Below are 21,035 nucleotides of genomic sequence, written 5' to 3'. Positions count from 1 at the left end.
TTAACTCCCGGCACCGGATTGTGCTAACTCCGACGGGAGCAAATCCGTGAAAGATTTATTAAAGTTTCTGAAAGCGCAGACTAAAACCGAAGAGTTTGATGCGATCAAAATTGCTCTGGCTTCGCCAGACATGATCCGTTCATGGTCTTTCGGTGAAGTTAAAAAGCCGGAAACCATCAACTACCGTACGTTCAAGCCTGAGCGTGACGGCCTTTTCTGTGCGCGTATTTTCGGGCCAGTAAAAGACTACGAGTGCCTGTGCGGTAAGTACAAGCGCCTGAAACACCGTGGTGTGATCTGTGAGAAGTGTGGCGTTGAAGTGACCCAGACCAAAGTGCGTCGTGAGCGCATGGGCCACATCGAGCTGGCGTCTCCGACTGCGCACATCTGGTTCCTGAAATCTCTGCCGTCCCGTATCGGTCTGCTGCTGGATATGCCGCTGCGTGATATCGAACGCGTACTGTACTTCGAATCTTATGTGGTTATCGAAGGCGGTATGACGAATCTGGAACGTCACCAGATCCTGACTGAAGAGCAGTATCTGGACGCGCTGGAAGAGTTCGGTGACGAATTCGACGCGAAAATGGGTGCGGAAGCTATCCAGGCCCTGCTGAAGAGCATGGATCTGGAGCAAGAGTGCGAGCAGCTGCGTGAAGAGCTGAACGAAACCAACTCCGAAACCAAGCGTAAAAAGCTGACCAAGCGTATCAAACTGCTGGAAGCGTTCGTTCAGTCTGGTAACAAACCAGAGTGGATGATCCTGACCGTTCTGCCGGTTCTGCCGCCAGATCTGCGTCCGCTGGTTCCACTGGATGGTGGTCGTTTCGCGACGTCTGACCTGAACGATCTGTATCGTCGCGTCATTAACCGTAACAACCGTCTGAAACGTCTGCTGGATCTGGCTGCGCCGGACATCATCGTACGCAACGAAAAACGTATGCTGCAGGAAGCGGTAGATGCCCTGCTGGATAACGGTCGTCGCGGTCGTGCGATCACCGGTTCTAACAAGCGTCCTCTGAAATCTTTGGCCGATATGATCAAAGGTAAACAGGGTCGTTTCCGTCAGAACCTGCTCGGTAAGCGTGTTGACTACTCCGGTCGTTCTGTTATCACCGTAGGTCCATACCTGCGTCTGCATCAGTGCGGTCTGCCGAAGAAAATGGCACTGGAGCTGTTCAAACCATTCATCTACGGCAAACTGGAACTGCGTGGCCTGGCCACCACCATCAAAGCCGCGAAGAAAATGGTTGAGCGTGAAGAAGCTGTCGTTTGGGATATCCTGGACGAAGTGATCCGCGAACACCCGGTACTGCTGAACCGTGCACCAACCCTGCACCGTCTGGGTATCCAGGCATTTGAGCCAGTACTGATCGAAGGTAAAGCTATCCAGTTGCACCCGCTGGTTTGTGCGGCGTATAACGCCGACTTCGATGGTGACCAGATGGCTGTTCACGTACCGCTGACGCTGGAAGCCCAGCTGGAAGCGCGTGCGCTGATGATGTCTACCAACAACATCCTGTCCCCAGCGAACGGTGAGCCAATCATTGTTCCTTCTCAGGACGTTGTACTGGGTCTGTACTACATGACCCGTGACTGTGTTAACGCCAAAGGCGAAGGCATGGTGCTGACTGGCCCTAAAGAAGCTGAGCGTATTTATCGCGCTGGCCTGGCCTCTCTGCATGCGCGCGTTAAAGTGCGTATCACTGAATACGAAAAAGATGCAAGCGGCGAATTCGTTGCGCACACCAGCCTGAAAGACACGACCGTTGGCCGTGCCATTCTGTGGATGATCGTACCGAAAGGTCTGCCTTTCTCCATCGTCAACCAGGCGCTGGGTAAGAAAGCGATCTCCAAAATGCTGAACACCTGTTACCGCATTCTGGGTCTGAAGCCGACCGTTATCTTCGCTGACCAGACAATGTACACCGGCTTTGCTTATGCAGCGCGTTCAGGTGCATCTGTTGGTATCGATGACATGGTCATCCCAGAGAAGAAACACGAGATCATCTCTGAAGCGGAAGCTGAAGTTGCTGAGATCCAGGAGCAGTTCCAGTCTGGTCTGGTAACCGCGGGCGAACGCTATAACAAAGTTATCGATATCTGGGCTGCGGCGAACGATCGTGTATCCAAGGCGATGATGGATAACCTGCAGACCGAAACCGTGATTAACCGTGACGGCGTAGAAGAGCAGCAGGTTTCCTTCAACAGCATCTACATGATGGCCGACTCCGGTGCGCGTGGTTCTGCAGCACAGATTCGTCAGCTGGCAGGTATGCGTGGTCTGATGGCGAAGCCAGATGGCTCCATCATCGAAACGCCAATCACCGCGAACTTCCGTGAAGGTCTGAACGTACTCCAGTACTTCATCTCCACGCACGGTGCGCGTAAAGGTCTGGCGGATACCGCACTGAAAACAGCGAACTCCGGTTATCTGACGCGTCGTCTGGTTGACGTTGCACAGGATCTGGTCGTAACTGAAGACGATTGTGGCACCCTCGAAGGTATCACCATGACCCCGGTTATCGAGGGTGGTGATGTTAAAGAGCCACTGCGCGATCGCGTACTGGGTCGTGTAACCGCGGAAGACATTCTGAAGCCGGGTACCGCAGACATTCTGGTTCCACGCAACACGCTGCTGCACGAACAGTGGTGTGACCTGCTGGAAGCGAACTCTGTTGACTCCGTGAAAGTGCGTTCCGTTGTATCCTGTGACACCGACTTTGGTGTTTGTGCGCACTGCTATGGTCGTGACCTGGCGCGTGGCCACATCATCAACAAAGGTGAAGCTATCGGCGTTATCGCGGCACAGTCCATCGGTGAGCCAGGTACACAGCTGACGATGCGTACGTTCCACATCGGTGGTGCGGCATCTCGTGCGGCTGCTGAATCCAGCATTCAGGTGAAAAACAAAGGTAGCATCAAGCTCAGCAATGCGAAGTCGGTTGTTAACTCCGCAGGCAAGCTGGTTGTGACCTCTCGTAACACCGAGCTGAAGCTGATCGACGAATTCGGTCGTACCAAAGAGAGCTATAAAGTACCTTACGGTGCGGTTATGGCGAAAGGTGATGGCGAGCAGGTTGCCGGCGGTGAAACCGTTGCAAACTGGGATCCACACACCATGCCGGTTATCACCGAAGTAAGTGGTTTCATCCGCTTTACTGACATGATCGACGGCCAGACCATTACGCGTCAGACCGACGAGCTGACCGGTCTGTCTTCTCTGGTGGTTCTGGATTCTGCTGAACGTACTACTGGTGGTAAAGATCTGCGTCCTGCACTGAAAATCGTTGATGCTCAGGGTAATGACGTTCTGATCCCGGGTACCGATATGCCTGCGCAGTACTTCCTGCCGGGTAAAGCGATTGTACAGCTGGAAGATGGCGTACAGATCAGCTCTGGTGACACCCTGGCGCGTATTCCTCAGGAATCCGGCGGTACCAAGGACATCACCGGTGGTCTGCCACGCGTTGCAGACCTGTTCGAAGCACGTCGTCCGAAAGAGCCGGCAATCCTGGCTGAGATCAGCGGTATCATTTCCTTCGGTAAAGAGACCAAAGGTAAGCGCCGTCTGGTTATCACTCCAGTAGATGGCAGCGAGCCGTACGAAGAGATGATTCCTAAGTGGCGTCAGCTCAACGTGTTCGAAGGTGAACGTGTAGAACGTGGTGACGTTGTTTCCGACGGTCCAGAAGCGCCGCACGACATCCTGCGTCTGCGTGGTGTACATGCTGTTACCCGTTACATTGTTAACGAAGTACAGGACGTATACCGCCTGCAGGGCGTTAAGATTAACGATAAACACATCGAAGTTATCGTTCGTCAGATGCTGCGTAAAGCAACCATCGAAAACGCAGGCAGCTCTGAGTTCCTCGAAGGCGAGCAGGTTGAATACTCACGCGTCAAGATCGCTAACCGCGACCTGGAAGCGAATGGCAAAATCGGTGCGACTTACGCGCGCGATCTGCTGGGTATCACCAAAGCGTCTCTGGCAACCGAGTCCTTCATCTCTGCAGCATCGTTCCAGGAAACGACTCGTGTCCTGACCGAAGCGGCTGTTGCAGGTAAACGTGATGAACTGCGAGGTCTGAAAGAGAACGTTATCGTGGGTCGTCTGATCCCAGCGGGTACCGGTTATGCATACCATCAGGATCGTATGCGTCGTCGTGCTGCGGGCGAACTGCCAGCTGCACCGCAGGTGACTGCTGAAGATGCATCCGCGAGCCTGGCAGAACTGCTGAACGCAGGTCTGGGCGGTTCCGACAACGAGTAATCGTTGATGCCGTAAATAAAAAACCCGCCTCGGCGGGTTTTTTTACATCTGCATGTTTTCAATTCACTAACGGGATCCGTCGATAAAGCTCAATCATGTCGCCTGCCAGATCCTGAATCACCATGGCGTTCATCAGGTGGTCCTGAGAGTGAACGGTTATCAGGTTGACCGGGAGCTTGCCGGTTCCTTCGTCAAGACCGATAAGCTGTGTCTGGATCGTATGCGCATGCTTCACATATTCGCGAGACTCTTCCATTGCTTTTTCGGCTTCGTCGAACTCACCTTTGCGGGCCATTTGTAATGCCGTAAGCGCGGCACTTCGCGCCGCCCCGGCGTTGACCAGCAGTTCCATGATCGTTGTCTCTAAATCTTCCATGAGGTCACTCCAGCAGTTTGAGGGCTTTTTCCAGTACGGCATCGCCTTTCATCATGCCGTAGTCCATCATGTCGATCACCGCGACTTTTTTGCCTAGTGGGTCAGCCTGTGCCTGCAGTTTTGCCTGCTCGTATTTAACCTGTGGCCCCAGCAATACGATGTCGGCCGTCGCGATGTTGTCTTTAAACTCCGCAACCGGAACGGCTTTAATGGTGACTTCAACCCCTTTTTTCTGCGCGGCATCTTTCATACGTTGAACCAGCATGCTGGTTGACATTCCCGCTGCACAGCATAAAACGATGTTCTTCATAATCAGCCTCGATCTACATGTGTTTATTGATAATTATCCCGTGCAGACCGCTTCAACAACCGCTTTACCGCGATTGTGTGTCAGGCATCACAAAGAAAACGGCATTTTCCTGAAACCGGTTACAATTCTGACGGGTGGAGATAAAATTAGCCGACGGTTGTTCGAACAATGCGGTTTTTTCCCTGCTGTTTAGCGCTATAAAGCGCGTTATCGACACTTCCCACCAGGTGTTCCAGCGGTTCGAAGTGCCATTCCCCCAGACCCGCACTGAACGTAACGTGCAGGTTTTCTTCCCGCCAGACGCGCCTTTCAACGGCGGTGCGCCAGGCGTCAAGCAATGAGAATGCGGCAGCGATCTGCTCGGCCTGGAAGATCACCGCGAACTCTTCTCCACCGTAACGATAGACCGAGATGTTGTGTGGCTGCATTATCTGGATCCCTTCGCGCGCCACATTACGCAGGACAATGTCACCACTCAGATGTCCCCATGTGTCGTTAATCGATTTGAAGTTATCGATATCAATCAGCGCCAGTGCGAAAGGCTGGTGGGCGGTCAGCAGTTCATCCACATCATTGTCAAACGCGCGGCGGTTTTTGCAGCCGGTCAACGCATCGTGAGTCGCCTGGCGAACATACGCCATCTCCCGCTCTTTATTGGACTGAATCGTGTGGCTCAGCATTGCTTCCAGACGCGGTGCCTGGCTGACATCGCCCGTTTTGATCGCATTGATAATGGTCATCAATACGGTACGCGAGGCATGACGCAGATAAAGACCGAAGAGAATGATGATGATGGCTGCCAGCGCGAAGCCCCAGCCAACGATAGTGGTTTCGTGGCGGGTGATATCGGTAAGCGTCGCGCCAGATACCCGATAGATAACAAACCAGTCCGGGTTCGTGAAAGAGTAGTAGTAATACCAGGCATTGGTTTTCCGGTCGTAAAGATGGCCTTCGCCGCTGGTCATTTTGTCCATCAGCGCTTCGCTCACGTACTTTTTGAACAGTGCGCCTGTATCTGGGTGCAGCACGACGGTCCCGTCGCGTTCGACGACGAAGAATTCCCCTTGTACGGGGGCCACCATTTGTCGAAGGGTATACCCCATCGACGTCAAATCAAGATGAAAAGCGAGGGTTCCCTTGAGTCTGCCTTCTGTTGAAATCAATGGCTTATAAAGCGTAACTGTCGGATGCCCGGTAAAGTAGTCCGTATAATGGTGGGTATAATGGCTGAAAATACTGGCTTCTGCGTGCGCGACAAACCACGGGCGCGTCCGCGGATCGACGTTTTTACTCTTTTCCGTGGGAGGCGCTTCTGGTGCGTGTAAATAATGTCCCTCTGTATCGGCCAGCGAGATGGATGACACGGTCGGCATCAGGTTTTGCAAATGCATCAACATCTGCAGCCCTTGCGTCGGGTTGACGTTGAGCGTCTCATTCAGTATCTCGCTGCGGGCAAAGTACATCGCAGAGCGACCAAGGATATAGTCGTTTTCACGCAGGATTGATTCGGTATAGTTAACCGCCAGGTTATGCGTGAAGTTACTGTTAATCTTGTGATAATCCTCAAGGAAATCCTTTCTTTGCGAAAGAGAGACCACGACCGCGATCAGCGCAAAACTGCACAAGATCCCCGCGAAGCTGAGCATGATTGGCCGGGTAAAAGAGAGCTTTTTGCTGTGAAGTGCCATGAGTTGTACATCGATCCTGATGGTGAATACTTTTTGTCTGCCGATATCCTCTCAGCATAGTCGCTGTCCTGCGGTTCGCGGTGAATTATACGGAACACGATTTTCGGCAAGATGATTTATCTTAAGAATCACTAAGAAATTCCTTATCCATGTTTTTGCTGCCCCATTTATGCAAGAAATCGGAGGCAGGGCGAAACGAGGAAGAAGCTTTTCGCCCTGGCCAGCATCCCTTGCTGACCGGATGACAATAAAAAACCGGACGATCGCTGACAATCGTCCGGTTTTATCTTTCCGTAGTGTCTCGACACTTTTTTAACGTATTGCAGCGTGTTTCAACGTTATTGCGAGGCTCTTCCCAGCCAGCTGTCCCAGTCTTTCCAGACCGGCTGTAGGCCCTGTGCCGTCAGGGCGGCGGCGACTGCCTCCGGACGTCGCCCGTCATGCGGTGCAAACTGTTCCAGCTCCGGGTGATCGTCGGCGTAACCGCCCGGCTGTGTTTTGGAAAACGCGCTGACGTTGTTAATTGCCAGCGGGATCATGCGATCGCGAAACGCCGGGGACTCACGCGTTGAAAGCGATAATTCAACCTCCGGGGCGAGCAGGCGAAACGCGCAGATAGTCTGCACCAGCTGACGCTCATCCATCAGCGATGCCGGTTCTATTCCGCCTGCGCAGGGGCGCAGGCGGGGGAAAGAGATAGAATAGCGGCTCTGCCAGTAGTGCTGCTGGAGCCACAGCAAATGCTCTGCCACCATGTAGCAATCGACCCGCCAGCTGTCGGAGAGCCCAATCAGCGCCCCGAGACCGATTTTATCGATCCCGGCGCGGCCCAGCCTGTCCGGTGTCTCCAGCCGGAAGAAGAAATCCTGTTTCTTCCCCTTCAGGTGGTGCCGGGCGTACGTTGCCTCGTGGTAGGTTTCCTGGTAAACCATGACCCCATCCAGCCCGAGCGATTTTAACTCCGCGTACTCATCCTGCGACAGGGGCTGTACCTCCATCTGCAACGACGCAAACTCGCGACGTATCGCCGGAAGGTGCTGACGGAAATAGTCCATTCCCACTTTTCCCTGATGCTCGCCCGTGACCAGCAGAAGATGTTCGAACCCCATTTCACGAATGGCGGCGCACTCACGTGCGATCTCATCTTCATCAAGGGTTTTCCGCTTGATGCGGTTGCTCATGGAGAAACCGCAATAGGTGCAGTCATTGGCGCACAGGTTCGAGAGATAAAGTGGAACGTAGAAGCTTACCGTGTTGCCAAAACGCTGGCGGGTAAGGCGCTGAGCGCGCTGCGCCATCGGTTCAAGGTACGCGCTGGCCGCCGGAGAGAGCAGGGCCATCAGGTCCTCACGGGTCAGATGACGGGCATTCAGGGCACGCTCCACGTCAGCCGCCGTTTTGCTGTTGATACGCAGGGCGATATCGTCCCAGTTGAGCTGACGCCAGCGTTCGGTAAACGTGCTCATGAGAGAGCCTCCAGAAAACCGGTCAGCGGGCTGGTGGCCTGCGCCTGAAAACTGCGCGAGCCAGGGCCGGATCCTCTTGCCAGCAAGCCGGCCTCTACGGCCATGCGGAACGCGCGCGCCATCATGACCGGATCGTCAGCCACCGCAATCGCCGTATTGACCAGTACCGCGTCGGCCCCCATCTCCAGCGCCTGCGCGGCATGGCTTGGTACGCCAATCCCCGCATCGACCACCACCGGCACGGTGGCTTGTTCAATGATGATCTCCAGCATCGCGCGAGTTTCGAGACCCTGATTAGAGCCAATTGGCGCACCCAGCGGCATCACGGCGGCACAGCCGACCTCTTCCAGACGCTTACACAGCACAGGGTCCGCCCCGCAGTAAGGCAGGACGGTAAACCCTTGCTGCACAAGATTTTCTGCTGCTTTCAGCGTTTCAATCGGGTCCGGCAGCAGCCAGCGGGCATCCGGATGAATTTCCAGCTTCAGCCAGTGGGTACCGAGCGCTTCACGTGCCAGCTGTGCGGCGAAAATTGCTTCTTCCGCCGTTTTTGCACCGGAGGTGTTGGGCAAGAGCGTAACGCCTGCCTCCAGCAAAGGCGCAAGAATGGCATCGTTGTGCTGGCGCAGATCCACGCGTTTCATCGCCAGCGTCACCAGCTGGCTGCCACTTTCACGGATGGCCTCTACCATCAGCTGTGGAGAGGCGAACTTTCCGGTTCCGGTAAACAGATGTGAATCAAAGATTTTATCGGCAATATGTAGCATCTCAGCCCCCTGCGATAACCTGAAACAGCAGGATCTGGTCGCCGTCATTGACCTGCTGATGTTCCCACTGTTCGCGCGGTAGGATCTGTTGATTGAGTGCCAGCGCCGTTCCCGGCTTGAGCTGACGTAACTTATCGAGCAGGGCGGCAATGGTCAGCCCGTCGTCGCAGCTTATCGGCTCATCGTTAAACAGAATGCGCATCGCGGCCTCCGCATACCGGGCAGTGGCTGGCGCGGTTTAAGGCCAGATGGCGCCAGCCGCCTGAACGAGCGTCGAACAGCCGCAGCGTATTACGTTCCGTCTCCATGCCGCTGAGCAGCTTGATGGCCTCAAGCGCCTGAAGGGTGCCCATTACTCCGACTACCGGGCCAAGAATGCCTGCCGTGCGGCAGTTGCGTGCGGGCTCGGCATCGTCCGGCCACAGGCAGCGATAGCAGCCCTGCGCCCAGGGGGGCGTCAGGACCATCATCTGTCCGCCGAACCCCACCGCGCTGGCGGTGATCAGGGGCGTGTTATTGATCACGCAGGCGGCGTTGATCGCCTGACGCGTCGCCATGTTGTCAGTGCAGTCCAGCACCACGTCGGCAAGGGCGACCTCACGGTGCAGATTTTCATCGCTCAGCCGCGTCTGGAGTGCAATCAGTTCGATGTCCGGGTTGAGCTGATTCAGCCTCTGGCGGGTAATCTGCGCTTTGGGTTGATTAATGTCCTCTGTCGTGAAGAGGATTTGTCGCTGCAGGTTGCTGAGGTGCACCTCGTCGTCGTCGGCCAGCACCAGCGTACCGATACCTCCGCCTGCCAGATAAAGCGCGGCGGGGGCGCCTAATCCGCCCAGACCAACAATCAACACCCGGCTGGCGAGCAGCTTTTGCTGCCCGTCGATGGCGATATCCTCCAGCAGAATTTGACGGCTGTAGCGCATAAAATCGCGGTCATTCATCGCCCGCTCCTGCCAGCTGTAAAAGCCGTGCCGTGGCCGCCTGCCAGTCCGCCGCCTGGGTAATCGCGCTGACGACGGCGATACTGCCGACGCCGGTTTCCAGTACCGCAGGGGCGCGTTCAAGGCTTATCCCACCAATGGCAACGGTGGGGTAATCGGCCAGGCGCTTAACGTGTAACGCCAGCTGCGTTAAACCCTGTGGTGCGGAGGGCATCTGCTTGGTTTGCGTCGGAAAAACGTGGCCGAGGGCAATGTAGGAGGGGCGCGCCGCTAGTGCCACGTCAATTTCCATATCGTCGTGTGTCGACACTCCCAGCCGCAGCCCGGCTTTGCGGATAGCGTTAAGATCGGTAGTTTCCAGATCTTCCTGACCCAGATGGACGCCGTACGCCTGGTGCTTAATGGCCAGCCGCCAGTAGTCGTTGATAAACAGACGAGCGTGGTAGCGTCGTCCCAGCGCGATGGCGGCGATAACGTCGGCCTCAACTTCTTCATCGCGCTTATCCTTGATGCGCAGCTGGAGGGTGCGAACGCCTGCCTCCAGCAGGCGTTGGATCCACTCCACGCTGTCCACCACCGGATAGAGCCCTAAACGGAAGGGCACGGAGGGGAAATCAGGCTGGTACATTAGGCCTCCTCTTTTTTGAGGTAGATCTCGCCGCCTTTCGCGCGGAAGGTTTCTGACATGTCTGCCATACCCACTTCGATGGTCTGTGCGGCGGCGTAGTCGCGTACCTCCTGGCTGATTTTCATCGAGCAGAATTTTGGACCGCACATGGAGCAGAAGTGTGCCACCTTGCCCGATTCCTGTGGCAGGGTTTCGTCGTGGTAGGCGCGGGCGGTGAAGGGGTCCAGCGCCAGGTTGAACTGATCTTCCCAGCGGAATTCAAAGCGCGCCTTCGACATGGCGTTATCGCGGATTTGCGCCCCCGGGTGGCCTTTCGCCAGATCCGCCGCATGAGCGGCAATCTTGTAGGTAATCAGTCCTTGCTTCACGTCCTCTTTATTTGGCAGGCCCAGGTGCTCTTTCGGCGTGACGTAGCAGAGCATGGCGCAGCCGAACCAGCCGATCATCGCTGCGCCAATCCCGGAGGTGAAGTGGTCGTAGCCCGGTGCAATATCGGTGGTCAGGGGCCCCAGAGTATAGAACGGCGCTTCGTGGCAGTGCTCCAGCTCCTCGGTCATATTGCGGCGGATCATCTGCATCGGCACATGTCCAGGGCCTTCAATCATTACCTGTACGTCATACTCCCATGCAATTTTTGTCAGTTCGCCCAGCGTGTGCAGCTCGGCAAACTGCGCTTCGTCGTTGGCATCGCGAATGGAGCCCGGACGCAGGCCGTCGCCCAGCGACAGGGATACGTCATAGGCAGCGCAGATTTCGCAGATCTCGCGGAAGTGTTCGTAGAGGAAGTTTTCCTGATGATGTGACAGACACCATTTTGCCATGATGGATCCGCCGCGGGAGACGATGCCGGTCAGACGTTTTGCGGTCATCGGCACGTAGCGCAGCAGCACGCCAGCGTGAATCGTGAAGTAGTCCACGCCCTGTTCCGCCTGCTCCAGCAGCGTGTCGCGGAAGGTTTCCCAGGTGAGGTTTTCGGCGATGCCGTTCACTTTCTCCAGCGCCTGATAAATCGGGACGGTACCAATCGGGACCGGGCTGTTACGCAGGATCCACTCGCGTGTTTCGTGAATATAACGGCCAGTTGAGAGGTCCATTACCGTGTCCGCGCCCCAGCGCGTTGACCAGACCAGCTTTTCTACCTCCTCTTCAATGGAGGAAGTGACGGCAGAGTTACCGATATTGGCATTAACCTTCACCAGGAAATTGCGGCCGATAATCATCGGTTCGGATTCCGGGTGGTTGATGTTGGCAGGGATAATCGCGCGGCCAGCGGCCACTTCGTCACGCACAAACTCCGGCGTGATGTTTTCCGGCAGGCGAGCGCCAAACCCTTCACCTGGATGCTGGTGGCGCAGCACTTCGCTACGGATACGCTCGCGGCCCATGTTTTCACGAATGGCGATGAACTCCATCTCCGGTGTGACGATCCCCTGGCGCGCATAGTGCAGCTGGGTCACGCGTTTGCCCGCTCTGGCGCGTTTTGGCGTCAGCAGACCGGTGAAACGCAATTCGTCCAGACCATCGTCGGCCAGGCGCGCTTTGGTGTACGACGAGCTTTGTTCGTTGAGTTCTTCACAGTCGTTACGTGCGTCAATCCACGGCTGGCGCAGCTTTGCCAGACCCCGCTGAACATTGATGGCAACAGAGGGATCGCCATACGGGCCGGAGGTGTCATACACCGGGACGGCTTCGTTATCTTCATATTGCGGGTTATCTTTGCTGCCGCCGATAAGCGTCGGGCTAAGCTGGATTTCGCGCATCGGCACGCGAATGTCGGCCTGTGAACCGGTGATGTATATGCGCTTCGAGTTCGGGAAAGCGGTACCTTCCAGGGTATCGATGAAGTGTTGGGCGTGTTCGCGCTGTTCGCGACGGGTCAGTTTAGTGGTAGACATAGCTCATTCCAGAAGTGAAGGACATGGCTTGTCAGACGACGGATGAAGCAAGAGAAGATCGCCTCAGGGGCGATACAACAGCAGTGTGACTCTTGTTCCCTTCGCAGGTATTAACCTGATCAGGTTCCGCGGATCCCGAATTAACGGTCTCAGCCCGCGCGTTTAAGCGCTGGGCACTCCGACAAGAAAAATCCCCCTCCGCAGAGGGGCGAATGGTTGTAAATTACTCGTTAACGATTAAGAACTCAAGCAGGGCGCGCGATGTTATCTTCGTTACTCACATCCAGGCCGTTATCCAGGACGAGGGCGATCAGCCTGTCTTCCAGCGTGAATCGCTCTTCCAGCGCTTCGCCAAGATCGGAAAGCGCCTGCTGGAACTCAAGATAATTGTCGTGATCGATGGCATTTTCGAGCGTGGAATCGTAGTAATCCATGATCTGCTGGGTGTTGGCTTCCAGCAACGGATAGAGTTTACTGGCCGCTAAATACGGCGTTGTCCCTTCCATTTCGCGGATAATACGTTCATAAATATTGAAATGTCCGTCGGACAGGTAGTCGACCAGGCTCTGACAAAAATCATCCAGCGCTTTTTCATTCAGCCGCATAAACGATTCTTTGCCAGGCTTAATACCGACCAGATTGTAATAAGCCACGAGTAGATGCTTGCGTACATGTAGCCAGCGATCCACCAGTTTGTTACTTCCTCTAACGCGCTCAGTCAGGCTTTCTAGCTGGTTTAACATGGTTGACTCCGCAAGGTTGAGAATTGAATCTGCTTATCCAAAATGTAACCACAATGCTAACAACATGTCAGTGAAGCGAAGGTAGTGCAATAGATATGGATCGTATTATTGAAAAATCAGATCTGGGTTGGTGGATCGTCAGTCACGAACAAAAACTATGGCTTCCTGCCGGGGAGATCCCTTATGGCGCAGCAGAGGCGTTCGATCTTGTTGGCCAGCCAGCACTGAAGATTGGTGAATGGCAGGGGGATGCAGTGTGGTTGATCCAACAGCCTCGCCGTCAGGAGATGGGATCGGTTCGTCAGGTGCTGGATCAGGATGTTGGCTTGTTCCAGTTGGCGGGGCGCGGCGTCCAGCTGGCGGAGTTTTACCGCTCGCATAAATACTGCGGCTACTGCGGCCATACCATGCACCCGAGCAAAACCGAGTGGGCAATGCTCTGCGGCCACTGCCGTGAACGTTACTATCCGCAGATTGCACCCTGCATTATCGTCGCCATTCGCCGTGAGGATACTATCCTGCTGGCGCAGCATACCCGCCATCGCAACGGCATTTATACCGTTCTTGCCGGTTTCGTCGAAGTGGGTGAAACGCTGGAGCAGGCGGTAGCGCGTGAAGTGATGGAAGAGAGCGGGATCAAGGTGAAAAACCTGCGCTACGTAACGTCTCAGCCGTGGCCATTCCCGATGTCCCTGATGACGGCGTTTATGGCGGAATACGACAGCGGTGAGATCGTTATCGATCAGAAAGAGCTGCTGGACGCGAACTGGTATCGTTATGACGATTTGCCTCTGTTACCGCCACCCGGCACCGTGGCGCGTCGGCTGATAGAAGATACCGTGGCGATGTGTCGGGCCGAGTATGAGTAGTGTTACACTGAGGCCATGACGCTTAAGGAACTGCAAAAATGACCGAACTGAAGAACGATCGTTATCTGCGTGCGCTGCTGCGCCAGCCCGTTGATGTCACCCCGGTGTGGATGATGCGCCAGGCAGGACGCTATCTGCCAGAGTACAAAGCCACGCGTGCGCAGGCAGGTGATTTTATGTCGCTTTGCAAAAACGCTGAGCTGGCCTGTGAAGTGACGCTCCAGCCGCTGCGCCGCTTCCCGCTGGATGCCGCCATTCTCTTTTCGGACATTCTGACCATTCCGGATGCAATGGGCCTTGGCCTGTACTTTGAAACCGGCGAAGGCCCGCGTTTTACCTCCCCGATCAAAAGCAAAGCCGACGTGGATAAGCTGCCGATCCCCGATCCGGAAGGCGAACTGGGCTATGTGATGAACGCCGTGCGCACCATTCGCCGTGAGCTGAAAGGCGAAGTGCCGCTGATTGGCTTCTCCGGTAGCCCGTGGACGCTGGCAACTTACATGGTTGAAGGTGGCAGCAGCAAAGCTTTTACCGTGATCAAAAAAATGATGTACGCCGAGCCGATGGCTCTGCATGCGCTGCTGGACAAGCTGGCGAAGAGCGTCACGCTCTATCTCAACGCGCAGATTAAAGCGGGCGCGCAGTCAGTGATGATTTTCGATACTTGGGGTGGCGTACTGACCGGGCGCGATTATCAGCAGTTCTCCCTGTATTACATGCACAAAATCGTTGATGGCCTGCTGCGTGAAAACGAAGGCCGCCGCGTGCCGGTGACGCTGTTCACCAAAGGTGGCGGTCAGTGGCTGGAAGCGATGGCGGCGACCGGCTGCGATGCATTGGGTCTCGACTGGACGACCGATATCGCTGATGCTCGCCGTCGCGTGGGCGACAAAGTGGCGCTGCAGGGCAATATGGACCCGTCCATGCTCTATGCACCGCCAGCCCGCATTGAAGAAGAAGTGTCGACTATACTCTCTGGTTTCGGCCAGGGGGAAGGCCACGTCTTTAACCTCGGCCACGGCATTCATCAGGATGTTCCGCCAGAGCATGCAGGCGTATTTGTGGAGGCGGTGCATCGGCTTTCTGCCCAGTATCACCAGTAAGGAGTGGTTATGGATCTCGCGTCGCTACGCGCTCAGCAAATTGAACTGGCTTCATCGGTGATCCGCGAGGATCGCCTGGATAAGGATCCCCCGCAGTACATTGGCGGAGCGGACGTCGGATTTGAGCAGGGTGGTGAAGTGACGCGAGCGGCGATGGTGGTTCTGAAATATCCTTCGCTGGAGCTGGTTGAGTACAAGGTGGCGCGTATCGCCACCACTATGCCGTACATTCCGGGTTTCCTCTCCTTTCGCGAGTATCCCGCGCTGCTGGCAGCATGGGAGCAGCTCTCGCAAAAACCTGACCTGCTGTTTGTGGATGGACACGGTATCTCACATCCGCGCCGTTTAGGCGTGGCCAGCCATTTTGGGCTGCTGGTGGATGTGCCGACCATTGGCGTTGCCAAAAAACGCCTGTGTGGCGCGTTTGAACCACTTTCCCCCGAGCCGGGTGCGCTGGCGCCGCTTATCCATAAAGGCGAGCAACTGGCGTGGGTCTGGCGCAGCAAAGCGCGCTGTAATCCGCTGTTTATCGCGACCGGTCACCGGGTGAGCATGGACAGCGCACTGGCGTGGGTTCAGCGCTGCATGAAGGGCTACCGTTTACCGGAGCCAACCCGCTGGGCGGACGCCGTCGCTTCCTCGCGTCCGGCTTTTGTTCGTTGGCAGGAAATTCAGCCGTGATTCAGGTAAACTGCGGCTAATTTTCGATTCGAGACATCATCATGTTACAAAACCCGATTCATCTGCGCCTTGAGAAGCTGGAAAGCTGGCAGCACGTCACCTTTATGGCTTGCCTGTGCGAGCGCATGTATCCCAACTATGCCGCGTTCTGTAAGCAGACGGGCTTTGGTGATGGTCATATCTACCGCCGCATTCTGGATTTGATCTGGGAAACGCTGACGGTCAAAGACGCAAAGGTGAATTTCGACTCCCAACTGGAGAAGCTGGAAGAGGCGATCCCGGCCGCGGATGATTTTGATCTGTACGGTGTCTATCCGGCCATTGATGCCTGCGTGGCATTAAGTGAGCTGATCCACTCCCGTCTGAGTGGCGAAACCCTGGAGCATGCTATCGAAGTCAGTAAGGCATCCATTACGACCGTTGCGATGCTCGAAATGACCCAGGAAGGCCGTGAAATGACCGACGAAGAGCTGCGAGCTAACCCGGCGGTTGAGCAGGAATGGGATATCCAGTGGGAAATTTTCCGCCTGCTGGCAGAGTGTGAAGAACGTGACATTGAGCTGATCAAAGGGCTGCGTGCGGACTTACGTGAGTCGGGCGAGAGCAATATTGGTATAATTTTTAACCAATGAGACAACAAAACGTGATTTAACGCCTGTTTTGTCGCACCTCGACTCTTCCCTTCTGCCCCCCGTCTGGTCTACATTTGGGGGGCGAAAAAAAGTGGCTATCGGTGCGTGTATGCAGGAGAGTGCTTTTTTGGCATTTTCGTCGCACTCGATGCTTAGCAAGCGATAAACACATTGAAAGGATAACTTATGAACAAGACTCAACTGATTGATGTAATTGCGGACAAGGCTGATCTGTCTAAAGTGCAGGCTAAAGCTGCTCTGGAATCTACCCTGGCTGCTATTACTGAGTCTCTGAAAGAAGGCGATGCTGTACAACTGGTTGGTTTCGGTACCTTCAAAGTGAACCACCGCGCTGAGCGTACTGGCCGCAACCCGCAGACCGGTAAAGAAATCAAAATCGCCGCAGCTAACGTGCCGGCATTTGTTTCTGGTAAAGCACTGAAAGACGCTGTTAAGTAAGACGCGTGGCAGTGAACAGTTTTAGCGAAGGGGCGGCAACGCCCCTTTTGTCATTCTGGCGTGGAACGCTCGCGCTGGCAGGCGTGCTTCTGCTGTCTGCCTGCAGCCACGACACCTCTCTGCCACCGTTTACCGCCAGCGGCTACGCTGACAATCAGGGTGCGGTGAGGATATGGCGCAAAGATTCCGGCGGCGAAGTGCATCTGCTCTCCGCTTTCAGTCCGTGGCATAACGGCAATACGTCGACCGCGGAGTATCGCTGGCAGGGTGATTACCTGTCGCTGATTGAACTGAACGTCTACAGTAAAACCCCCGAACATGTGAAAGTGCGTTTTGACGACCATGGTGAGCTGAGCTTTATGCAGCGTGAAGTGAGTGGTCAAAAACAGCAGCTTTCCAGCGATCAGATTGCCCTCTACCGCTATCGTGCTGAACAAATCCGCCAGACCAGCGATGCGCTTCGTCTTGGACGTGTGGTGCTGCGTCAGGGGCGCTGGCATAACGATGGCACGGTAACCACCTGCGAAGGGCAGACGGTGAAGCCTGAGCTTGAATCCTGGGCGACCGAACATATTCAACGCCGTCAGCGTCATTCATCAATGGAAGTGAGTGTGGCGTGGCTTGAGGCGCCGGAAGGCTCTCAGCTGTTGCTGGTGGCGAACGAAGATTTCTGCACGTGGCAGCCGACAGAGAAGAGTTTTTGACGTAAATCCCCTCTCCCTTGAGGGAGAGGGTTAGGGTGAGGGGGAAAATTACTCGCCCTGCTCGCGCGCAATCGCACGATAACCAATATCCTGACGGCTAAAGCTACCGTTCCAGTGAATATCCGCCATCAGCGCATAGGCACGCTTCTGCGCTTCTGCAACGGTATGACCCAGTGCGGTAGCACACAGGACGCGGCCGCCGTTGGTCAGGACGCGCTCGTCGTCAGACAGTTTCGTACCCGCGTGGAATACCTTCGCACCGTCAATCTCTTCCAGCGGCAGGCCGTGGATTTCATCACCGGTGTTGTAGTTACCCGGATAACCGCCCGCGGCAATCACCACGCCCAGAGACGCACGTTCATCCCACTCTGAGGTTTTCTCGTCCAGCTTGCCTTCGCAAGCCGCCAGACACAGATCGACCAGGTCCGATTTCATGCGCAGCATTATCGGTTGAGTTTCCGGATCGCCAAAGCGGCAGTTGAACTCGATAACCTTAGGGTTGCCCTGCTTGTCGATCATCAGACCTGCATAGAGGAAACCGGTGTAGGTATTCCCTTCCGCCGCCATGCCTTTCACGGTAGGCCAGATAATGCGGTCCATGGTGCGCTGATGTACTTCATCCGTCACCACCGGGGCAGGGGAGTAGGCGCCCATCCCGCCGGTATTAGGACCGGTATCGCCATTACCCACGCGTTTATGATCCTGGCTGGTGGCCATCGGCAGAACGTGCTCGCCGTCGACCATGACAATGAAGCTCGCTTCTTCGCCGTCGAGGAACTCTTCAATCACGATACGGTGGCCTGCATCGCCAAAGGCATTGCCAGCCAGCATATCCTGAACCGCGGCTTCCGCTTCTTCGAGGGTCATCGCAACGATAACGCCTTTACCGGCGGCCAGACCGTCGGCTTTAATAACGATCGGCGCGCCTTTTTCACGCAGGTAAGCCAGAGCTGGCTCCACTTCGGTGAAGTTCTGATATTCCGCCGTCGGGATGTTGTGACGTGCCAGGAAATCTTTGGTGAAGGCTTTAGACCCTTCCAGCTGGGCAGCACCTTCCGTTGGTCCGAAGATTTTCAGGCCAGCAGCGCGGAACGCGTCAACTACGCCAATCACCAGGGGCGCTTCCGGGCCGACAATGGTCAGATCGATTTTCTCATTCTGGGCAAAGTTCAGCAGGGCCGGGATATCGGTCACACCGATGGCGACGTTCTGCAAAGCGGGTTCCAGGGCAGTACCGGCATTACCCGGTGCCACGAAGACCGTTTTCACCCGCGGAGACTGCGCCGCTTTCCACGCCAGGGCGTGCTCGCGTCCGCCGTTACCAATCACTAATACTTTCATTTTTCTGCTCCAGGAATTAATGGCGGAAGTGGCGCATGTCGGTGAAGATCATCGCGATACCGTGCTCGTCGGCGGCGGCAATCACTTCGTCGTCGCGGATAGAACCACCAGGCTGGATCACGCAGGTAATGCCTACAGCGGCTGCCGCATCGATACCGTCACGGAACGGGAAGAAGGCATCAGAGGCCATGGCGGAACCTTTCACTTCCAGCCCTTCATCACCTGCTTTGATCCCGGCAATTTTCGCAGAATAGACACGACTCATCTGGCCTGCGCCTATTCCGATGGTCATGTTCTCTTTGGCGTAGACGATGGCGTTGGACTTGACGAACTTCGCCACTTTCCAGCAGAACAGCGCGTCACGCAGCTCCTGCTCGCTCGGCTGGCGTTTGGTCACTACGCGCAGGTCAGCTTCTGTCACCATACCCAGATCGCGATCCTGAACCAGAAGGCCGCCGTTCACGCGTTTGAAGTCCAGACCCGGCACGCGATTTGCCCACTGGCCGCAAATCAGTACGCGCACATTCTGTTTTGCCGCGGTGATTTTCAGCGCTTCTTCGGATGCCGATGGTGCAATGATCACTTCAACAAACTGTCGGGAGATGATGGCCTGCGCGGTTTGGGCATCCAGCTCGCGGTTGAAGGCGATAATGCCGCCAAACGCGGAGGTCGGGTCGGTTTTGTAAGCACGGTCGTAAGCGTCCAGAATAGAGGTGCTCACCGCCACACCGCAAGGGTTGGCGTGCTTGACGATAACGCAGGCTGGCTCGCTGAACTCCTTCACGCATTCCAGCGCAGCGTCGGTGTCAGCAATATTGTTGTAGGAGAGCGCCTTGCCCTGAACCTGCTGAGCGGTGGCAACCGAGGCTTCTTTGATCTCTTCTTCTATATAGAAGGCAGCCTGCTGGTGGCTGTTCTCGCCGTAACGCATATCCTGCTTCTTGATGAAGTTCAGGTTCAGCGTGCGCGGGAAGCGGCCAGAAGGATCGTTGCTTTCACCGTGGTAAGCCGGCACCAGGCTACCGAAGTAGTTGGCGATCATGCTGTCGTATGCAGCGGTGTGTTCGAAGGCTTTGATAGCGAGGTCGAAACGCGTGTCGAGCGTCAGTGACCCTTCGTTGGCATCCATCTCGCTAATAATGGTGTTGTAATCGCTGCTCTTCACCACGATGGCCACATCTTTATGGTTCTTGGCTGCAGAGCGCACCATGGTCGGGCCGCCGATATCAATATTTTCTACCGCATCTTCCAGAGAGCAGCCTTCGCGGGCAACGGTCTGGGCAAACGGGTAGAGGTTAACGACAACCATGTCGATTGGCGCAATATCATGCTTTTCCATAATGGCATCGTCCTGGCCGCGACGGCCAAGAATACCGCCGTGCACTTTCGGATGCAGAGTTTTGACGCGTCCATCCATCATCTCCGGGAAACCGGTGTAATCGGACACTTCGGTTACCGGCAGACCTTTATCTGCTAACAGGCGTGCGGTGCCGCCTGTAGAAAGCAGCTCCACACCGCGTGCAGAAAGTGCCTGAGCGAATTCGACGATACCGGCTTTATCAGAAACACTGAGCAGAGCGCGGCGGACTGGACGACGTTGTTGCATGGTAAATCCCCTGGATTTCACGATTACAGAGAGCGTTAGATGAATTTTCCTGCGAAAAACTCATCTAACACACCTGACGAGGCATCCTTGTGAAGCGCGAGCATTTTAACGAAAACGTTTGCGCAACGCTCGCACATTTTTACTTTTTCGTATCATTGTGGATAAGTCTGTGTGTAAAAGGGTATAAGGTGGGGTTTTGCTGTGGAATGCAGCAGTCAGTCATTTTTCTGTCATTTAGCGGTTGCGGCCTGCGGAGAACTCCCTATAATGCGCCTCCATCGACACGGCAGATGTGAATCACTTCACAGACAACCCGGTCGGTTGAAGAGAAAAAATCCTGAAATTACGGGTTGACTCTGAAAGAGGAAAGCGTAATATACGCCACCTCGCAACGGTGAGCGAAAGCCGCGTTGCAACTGCTCTTTAACAATTTATCAGACAATCTGTGTGGGCACTCAAAGTGACATGGATTCTTAACGTCGCAAGACGAAAAATGAATACCAAGTCTCTGAGTGAACATACGTAATTCATTACGAAGTTTAATTCACGAGCATCA

At 55.3% G+C, this 21,035-nt stretch carries 19 protein-coding genes and 1 riboswitch; of the genes, 7 read left to right on the top strand and 12 right to left on the bottom strand.

Going from position 1 to position 21,035, the window contains the following annotated elements:
* Positions 1-46: 46 nt before the first annotated feature.
* Positions 47-4,270 carry a DNA-directed RNA polymerase subunit beta' gene (rpoC, locus tag ACOTXR_RS23520; protein ID WP_058690935.1) on the top strand — a complete coding sequence of 1,408 codons (4,224 nt, stop codon included), beginning with the start codon at positions 47-49 and terminating at the stop codon, positions 4,268-4,270.
* 58 nt (positions 4,271-4,328) lie between these two features.
* Here the strand turns inward: rpoC and ACOTXR_RS23515 are convergent, their stop codons facing one another.
* The 10 genes from ACOTXR_RS23515 to ACOTXR_RS23470 form a co-directional block, all read right to left on the bottom strand.
* Positions 4,329-4,646: a PTS lactose/cellobiose transporter subunit IIA gene (locus ACOTXR_RS23515; RefSeq protein ID WP_008503455.1), complete on the bottom strand. Its 318-nt coding sequence runs from the start codon at positions 4,644-4,646 to the stop codon at positions 4,329-4,331.
* Positions 4,647-4,650: 4 nt separating this feature from the next.
* Positions 4,651-4,956, bottom strand: a complete 306-nt coding sequence (locus ACOTXR_RS23510; RefSeq protein ID WP_014882067.1) for a PTS sugar transporter subunit IIB — start codon at positions 4,954-4,956, stop codon at positions 4,651-4,653.
* 146 nt (positions 4,957-5,102) lie between these two features.
* Entirely contained in the window at positions 5,103-6,644 is a 1,542-nt protein-coding gene (locus tag ACOTXR_RS23505) for a sensor domain-containing diguanylate cyclase (RefSeq protein ID WP_058690934.1), read from the bottom strand.
* Positions 6,645-6,982: 338 nt separating this feature from the next.
* Positions 6,983-8,110 carry a 2-iminoacetate synthase ThiH gene (gene thiH / locus ACOTXR_RS23500; protein WP_023338923.1) on the bottom strand — a complete coding sequence of 376 codons (1,128 nt, stop codon included), beginning with the start codon at positions 8,108-8,110 and terminating at the stop codon, positions 6,983-6,985.
* On the bottom strand, positions 8,107-8,877 hold the full coding sequence (gene thiG / locus ACOTXR_RS23495; protein ID WP_058690932.1) for a thiazole synthase: 771 nt from the start codon (positions 8,875-8,877) through the stop codon (positions 8,107-8,109). Before thiG ends, thiH begins: the two co-directional genes overlap by 4 nt.
* A 1-nt stretch (position 8,878) precedes the next feature.
* Positions 8,879-9,079 (bottom strand): sulfur carrier protein ThiS, encoded by a 201-nt coding sequence (gene thiS, locus ACOTXR_RS23490; protein ID WP_014882071.1) that lies wholly within the window; start codon positions 9,077-9,079, stop codon positions 8,879-8,881.
* Entirely contained in the window at positions 9,063-9,818 is a 756-nt protein-coding gene (locus ACOTXR_RS23485; RefSeq protein WP_058690931.1) for a HesA/MoeB/ThiF family protein, read from the bottom strand. Before ACOTXR_RS23485 ends, thiS begins: the two co-directional genes overlap by 17 nt.
* Entirely contained in the window at positions 9,811-10,446 is a 636-nt protein-coding gene (gene thiE, locus ACOTXR_RS23480; RefSeq protein ID WP_045135538.1) for a thiamine phosphate synthase, read from the bottom strand. Before thiE ends, ACOTXR_RS23485 begins: the two co-directional genes overlap by 8 nt.
* On the bottom strand, positions 10,446-12,341 hold the full coding sequence (gene thiC / locus ACOTXR_RS23475; RefSeq protein WP_023331766.1) for a phosphomethylpyrimidine synthase ThiC: 1,896 nt from the start codon (positions 12,339-12,341) through the stop codon (positions 10,446-10,448). Before thiC ends, thiE begins: the two co-directional genes overlap by 1 nt.
* Before the next feature lie 79 nt (positions 12,342-12,420).
* A riboswitch (TPP riboswitch) is annotated at positions 12,421-12,532 on the bottom strand.
* A 54-nt stretch (positions 12,533-12,586) separates the two neighbouring features.
* Complete coding sequence (locus ACOTXR_RS23470) at positions 12,587-13,084, bottom strand: Rsd/AlgQ family anti-sigma factor (protein ID WP_014882075.1); 498 nt, start codon at positions 13,082-13,084, stop codon at positions 12,587-12,589.
* 95 nt (positions 13,085-13,179) lie between these two features.
* Between ACOTXR_RS23470 and nudC the strand changes: the two genes are divergently transcribed.
* The 6 genes from nudC (at position 13,180) to ACOTXR_RS23440 (ending at position 17,532) form a co-directional block, all read left to right on the top strand.
* Entirely contained in the window at positions 13,180-13,953 is a 774-nt protein-coding gene (gene nudC, locus ACOTXR_RS23465) for an NAD(+) diphosphatase (protein ID WP_023338926.1), read from the top strand.
* Positions 13,954-13,991: 38 nt separating this feature from the next.
* Positions 13,992-15,056 (top strand): uroporphyrinogen decarboxylase, encoded by a 1,065-nt coding sequence (hemE, locus tag ACOTXR_RS23460; RefSeq protein WP_023336588.1) that lies wholly within the window; start codon positions 13,992-13,994, stop codon positions 15,054-15,056.
* 9 nt (positions 15,057-15,065) lie between these two features.
* Positions 15,066-15,737, top strand: a complete 672-nt coding sequence (gene nfi, locus ACOTXR_RS23455) for a deoxyribonuclease V (protein ID WP_023331768.1) — start codon at positions 15,066-15,068, stop codon at positions 15,735-15,737.
* A 41-nt stretch (positions 15,738-15,778) separates the two neighbouring features.
* Complete coding sequence (locus ACOTXR_RS23450; protein WP_014882079.1) at positions 15,779-16,369, top strand: YjaG family protein; 591 nt, start codon at positions 15,779-15,781, stop codon at positions 16,367-16,369.
* Between the two features lie 186 nt (positions 16,370-16,555).
* Positions 16,556-16,828 (top strand): nucleoid-associated protein HU-alpha, encoded by a 273-nt coding sequence (gene hupA, locus ACOTXR_RS23445; protein ID WP_002445246.1) that lies wholly within the window; start codon positions 16,556-16,558, stop codon positions 16,826-16,828.
* Positions 16,829-16,839: 11 nt separating this feature from the next.
* Positions 16,840-17,532 carry a DUF1481 domain-containing protein gene (locus ACOTXR_RS23440; protein ID WP_014882080.1) on the top strand — a complete coding sequence of 231 codons (693 nt, stop codon included), beginning with the start codon at positions 16,840-16,842 and terminating at the stop codon, positions 17,530-17,532.
* Between the two features lie 48 nt (positions 17,533-17,580).
* Here the strand turns inward: ACOTXR_RS23440 and purD are convergent, their stop codons facing one another.
* Both purD and purH read right to left on the bottom strand, forming a co-directional pair.
* Positions 17,581-18,873 carry a phosphoribosylamine--glycine ligase gene (gene purD, locus ACOTXR_RS23435; protein ID WP_023331769.1) on the bottom strand — a complete coding sequence of 431 codons (1,293 nt, stop codon included), beginning with the start codon at positions 18,871-18,873 and terminating at the stop codon, positions 17,581-17,583.
* Positions 18,874-18,889: 16 nt separating this feature from the next.
* Positions 18,890-20,479: a bifunctional phosphoribosylaminoimidazolecarboxamide formyltransferase/IMP cyclohydrolase gene (gene purH, locus ACOTXR_RS23430; protein WP_023331770.1), complete on the bottom strand. Its 1,590-nt coding sequence runs from the start codon at positions 20,477-20,479 to the stop codon at positions 18,890-18,892.
* Between the last annotated feature and the right edge of the window lie 556 nt (positions 20,480-21,035).

Source organism: Enterobacter cloacae complex sp. IR53030, assembly GCF_049238365.1.
Classification (GTDB): Bacteria; Pseudomonadota; Gammaproteobacteria; order Enterobacterales; family Enterobacteriaceae; genus Enterobacter; species Enterobacter kobei.
Note: the sequence above shows the minus strand (reverse complement) of the source record. Positions and strands in the feature narration are given on the sequence as shown.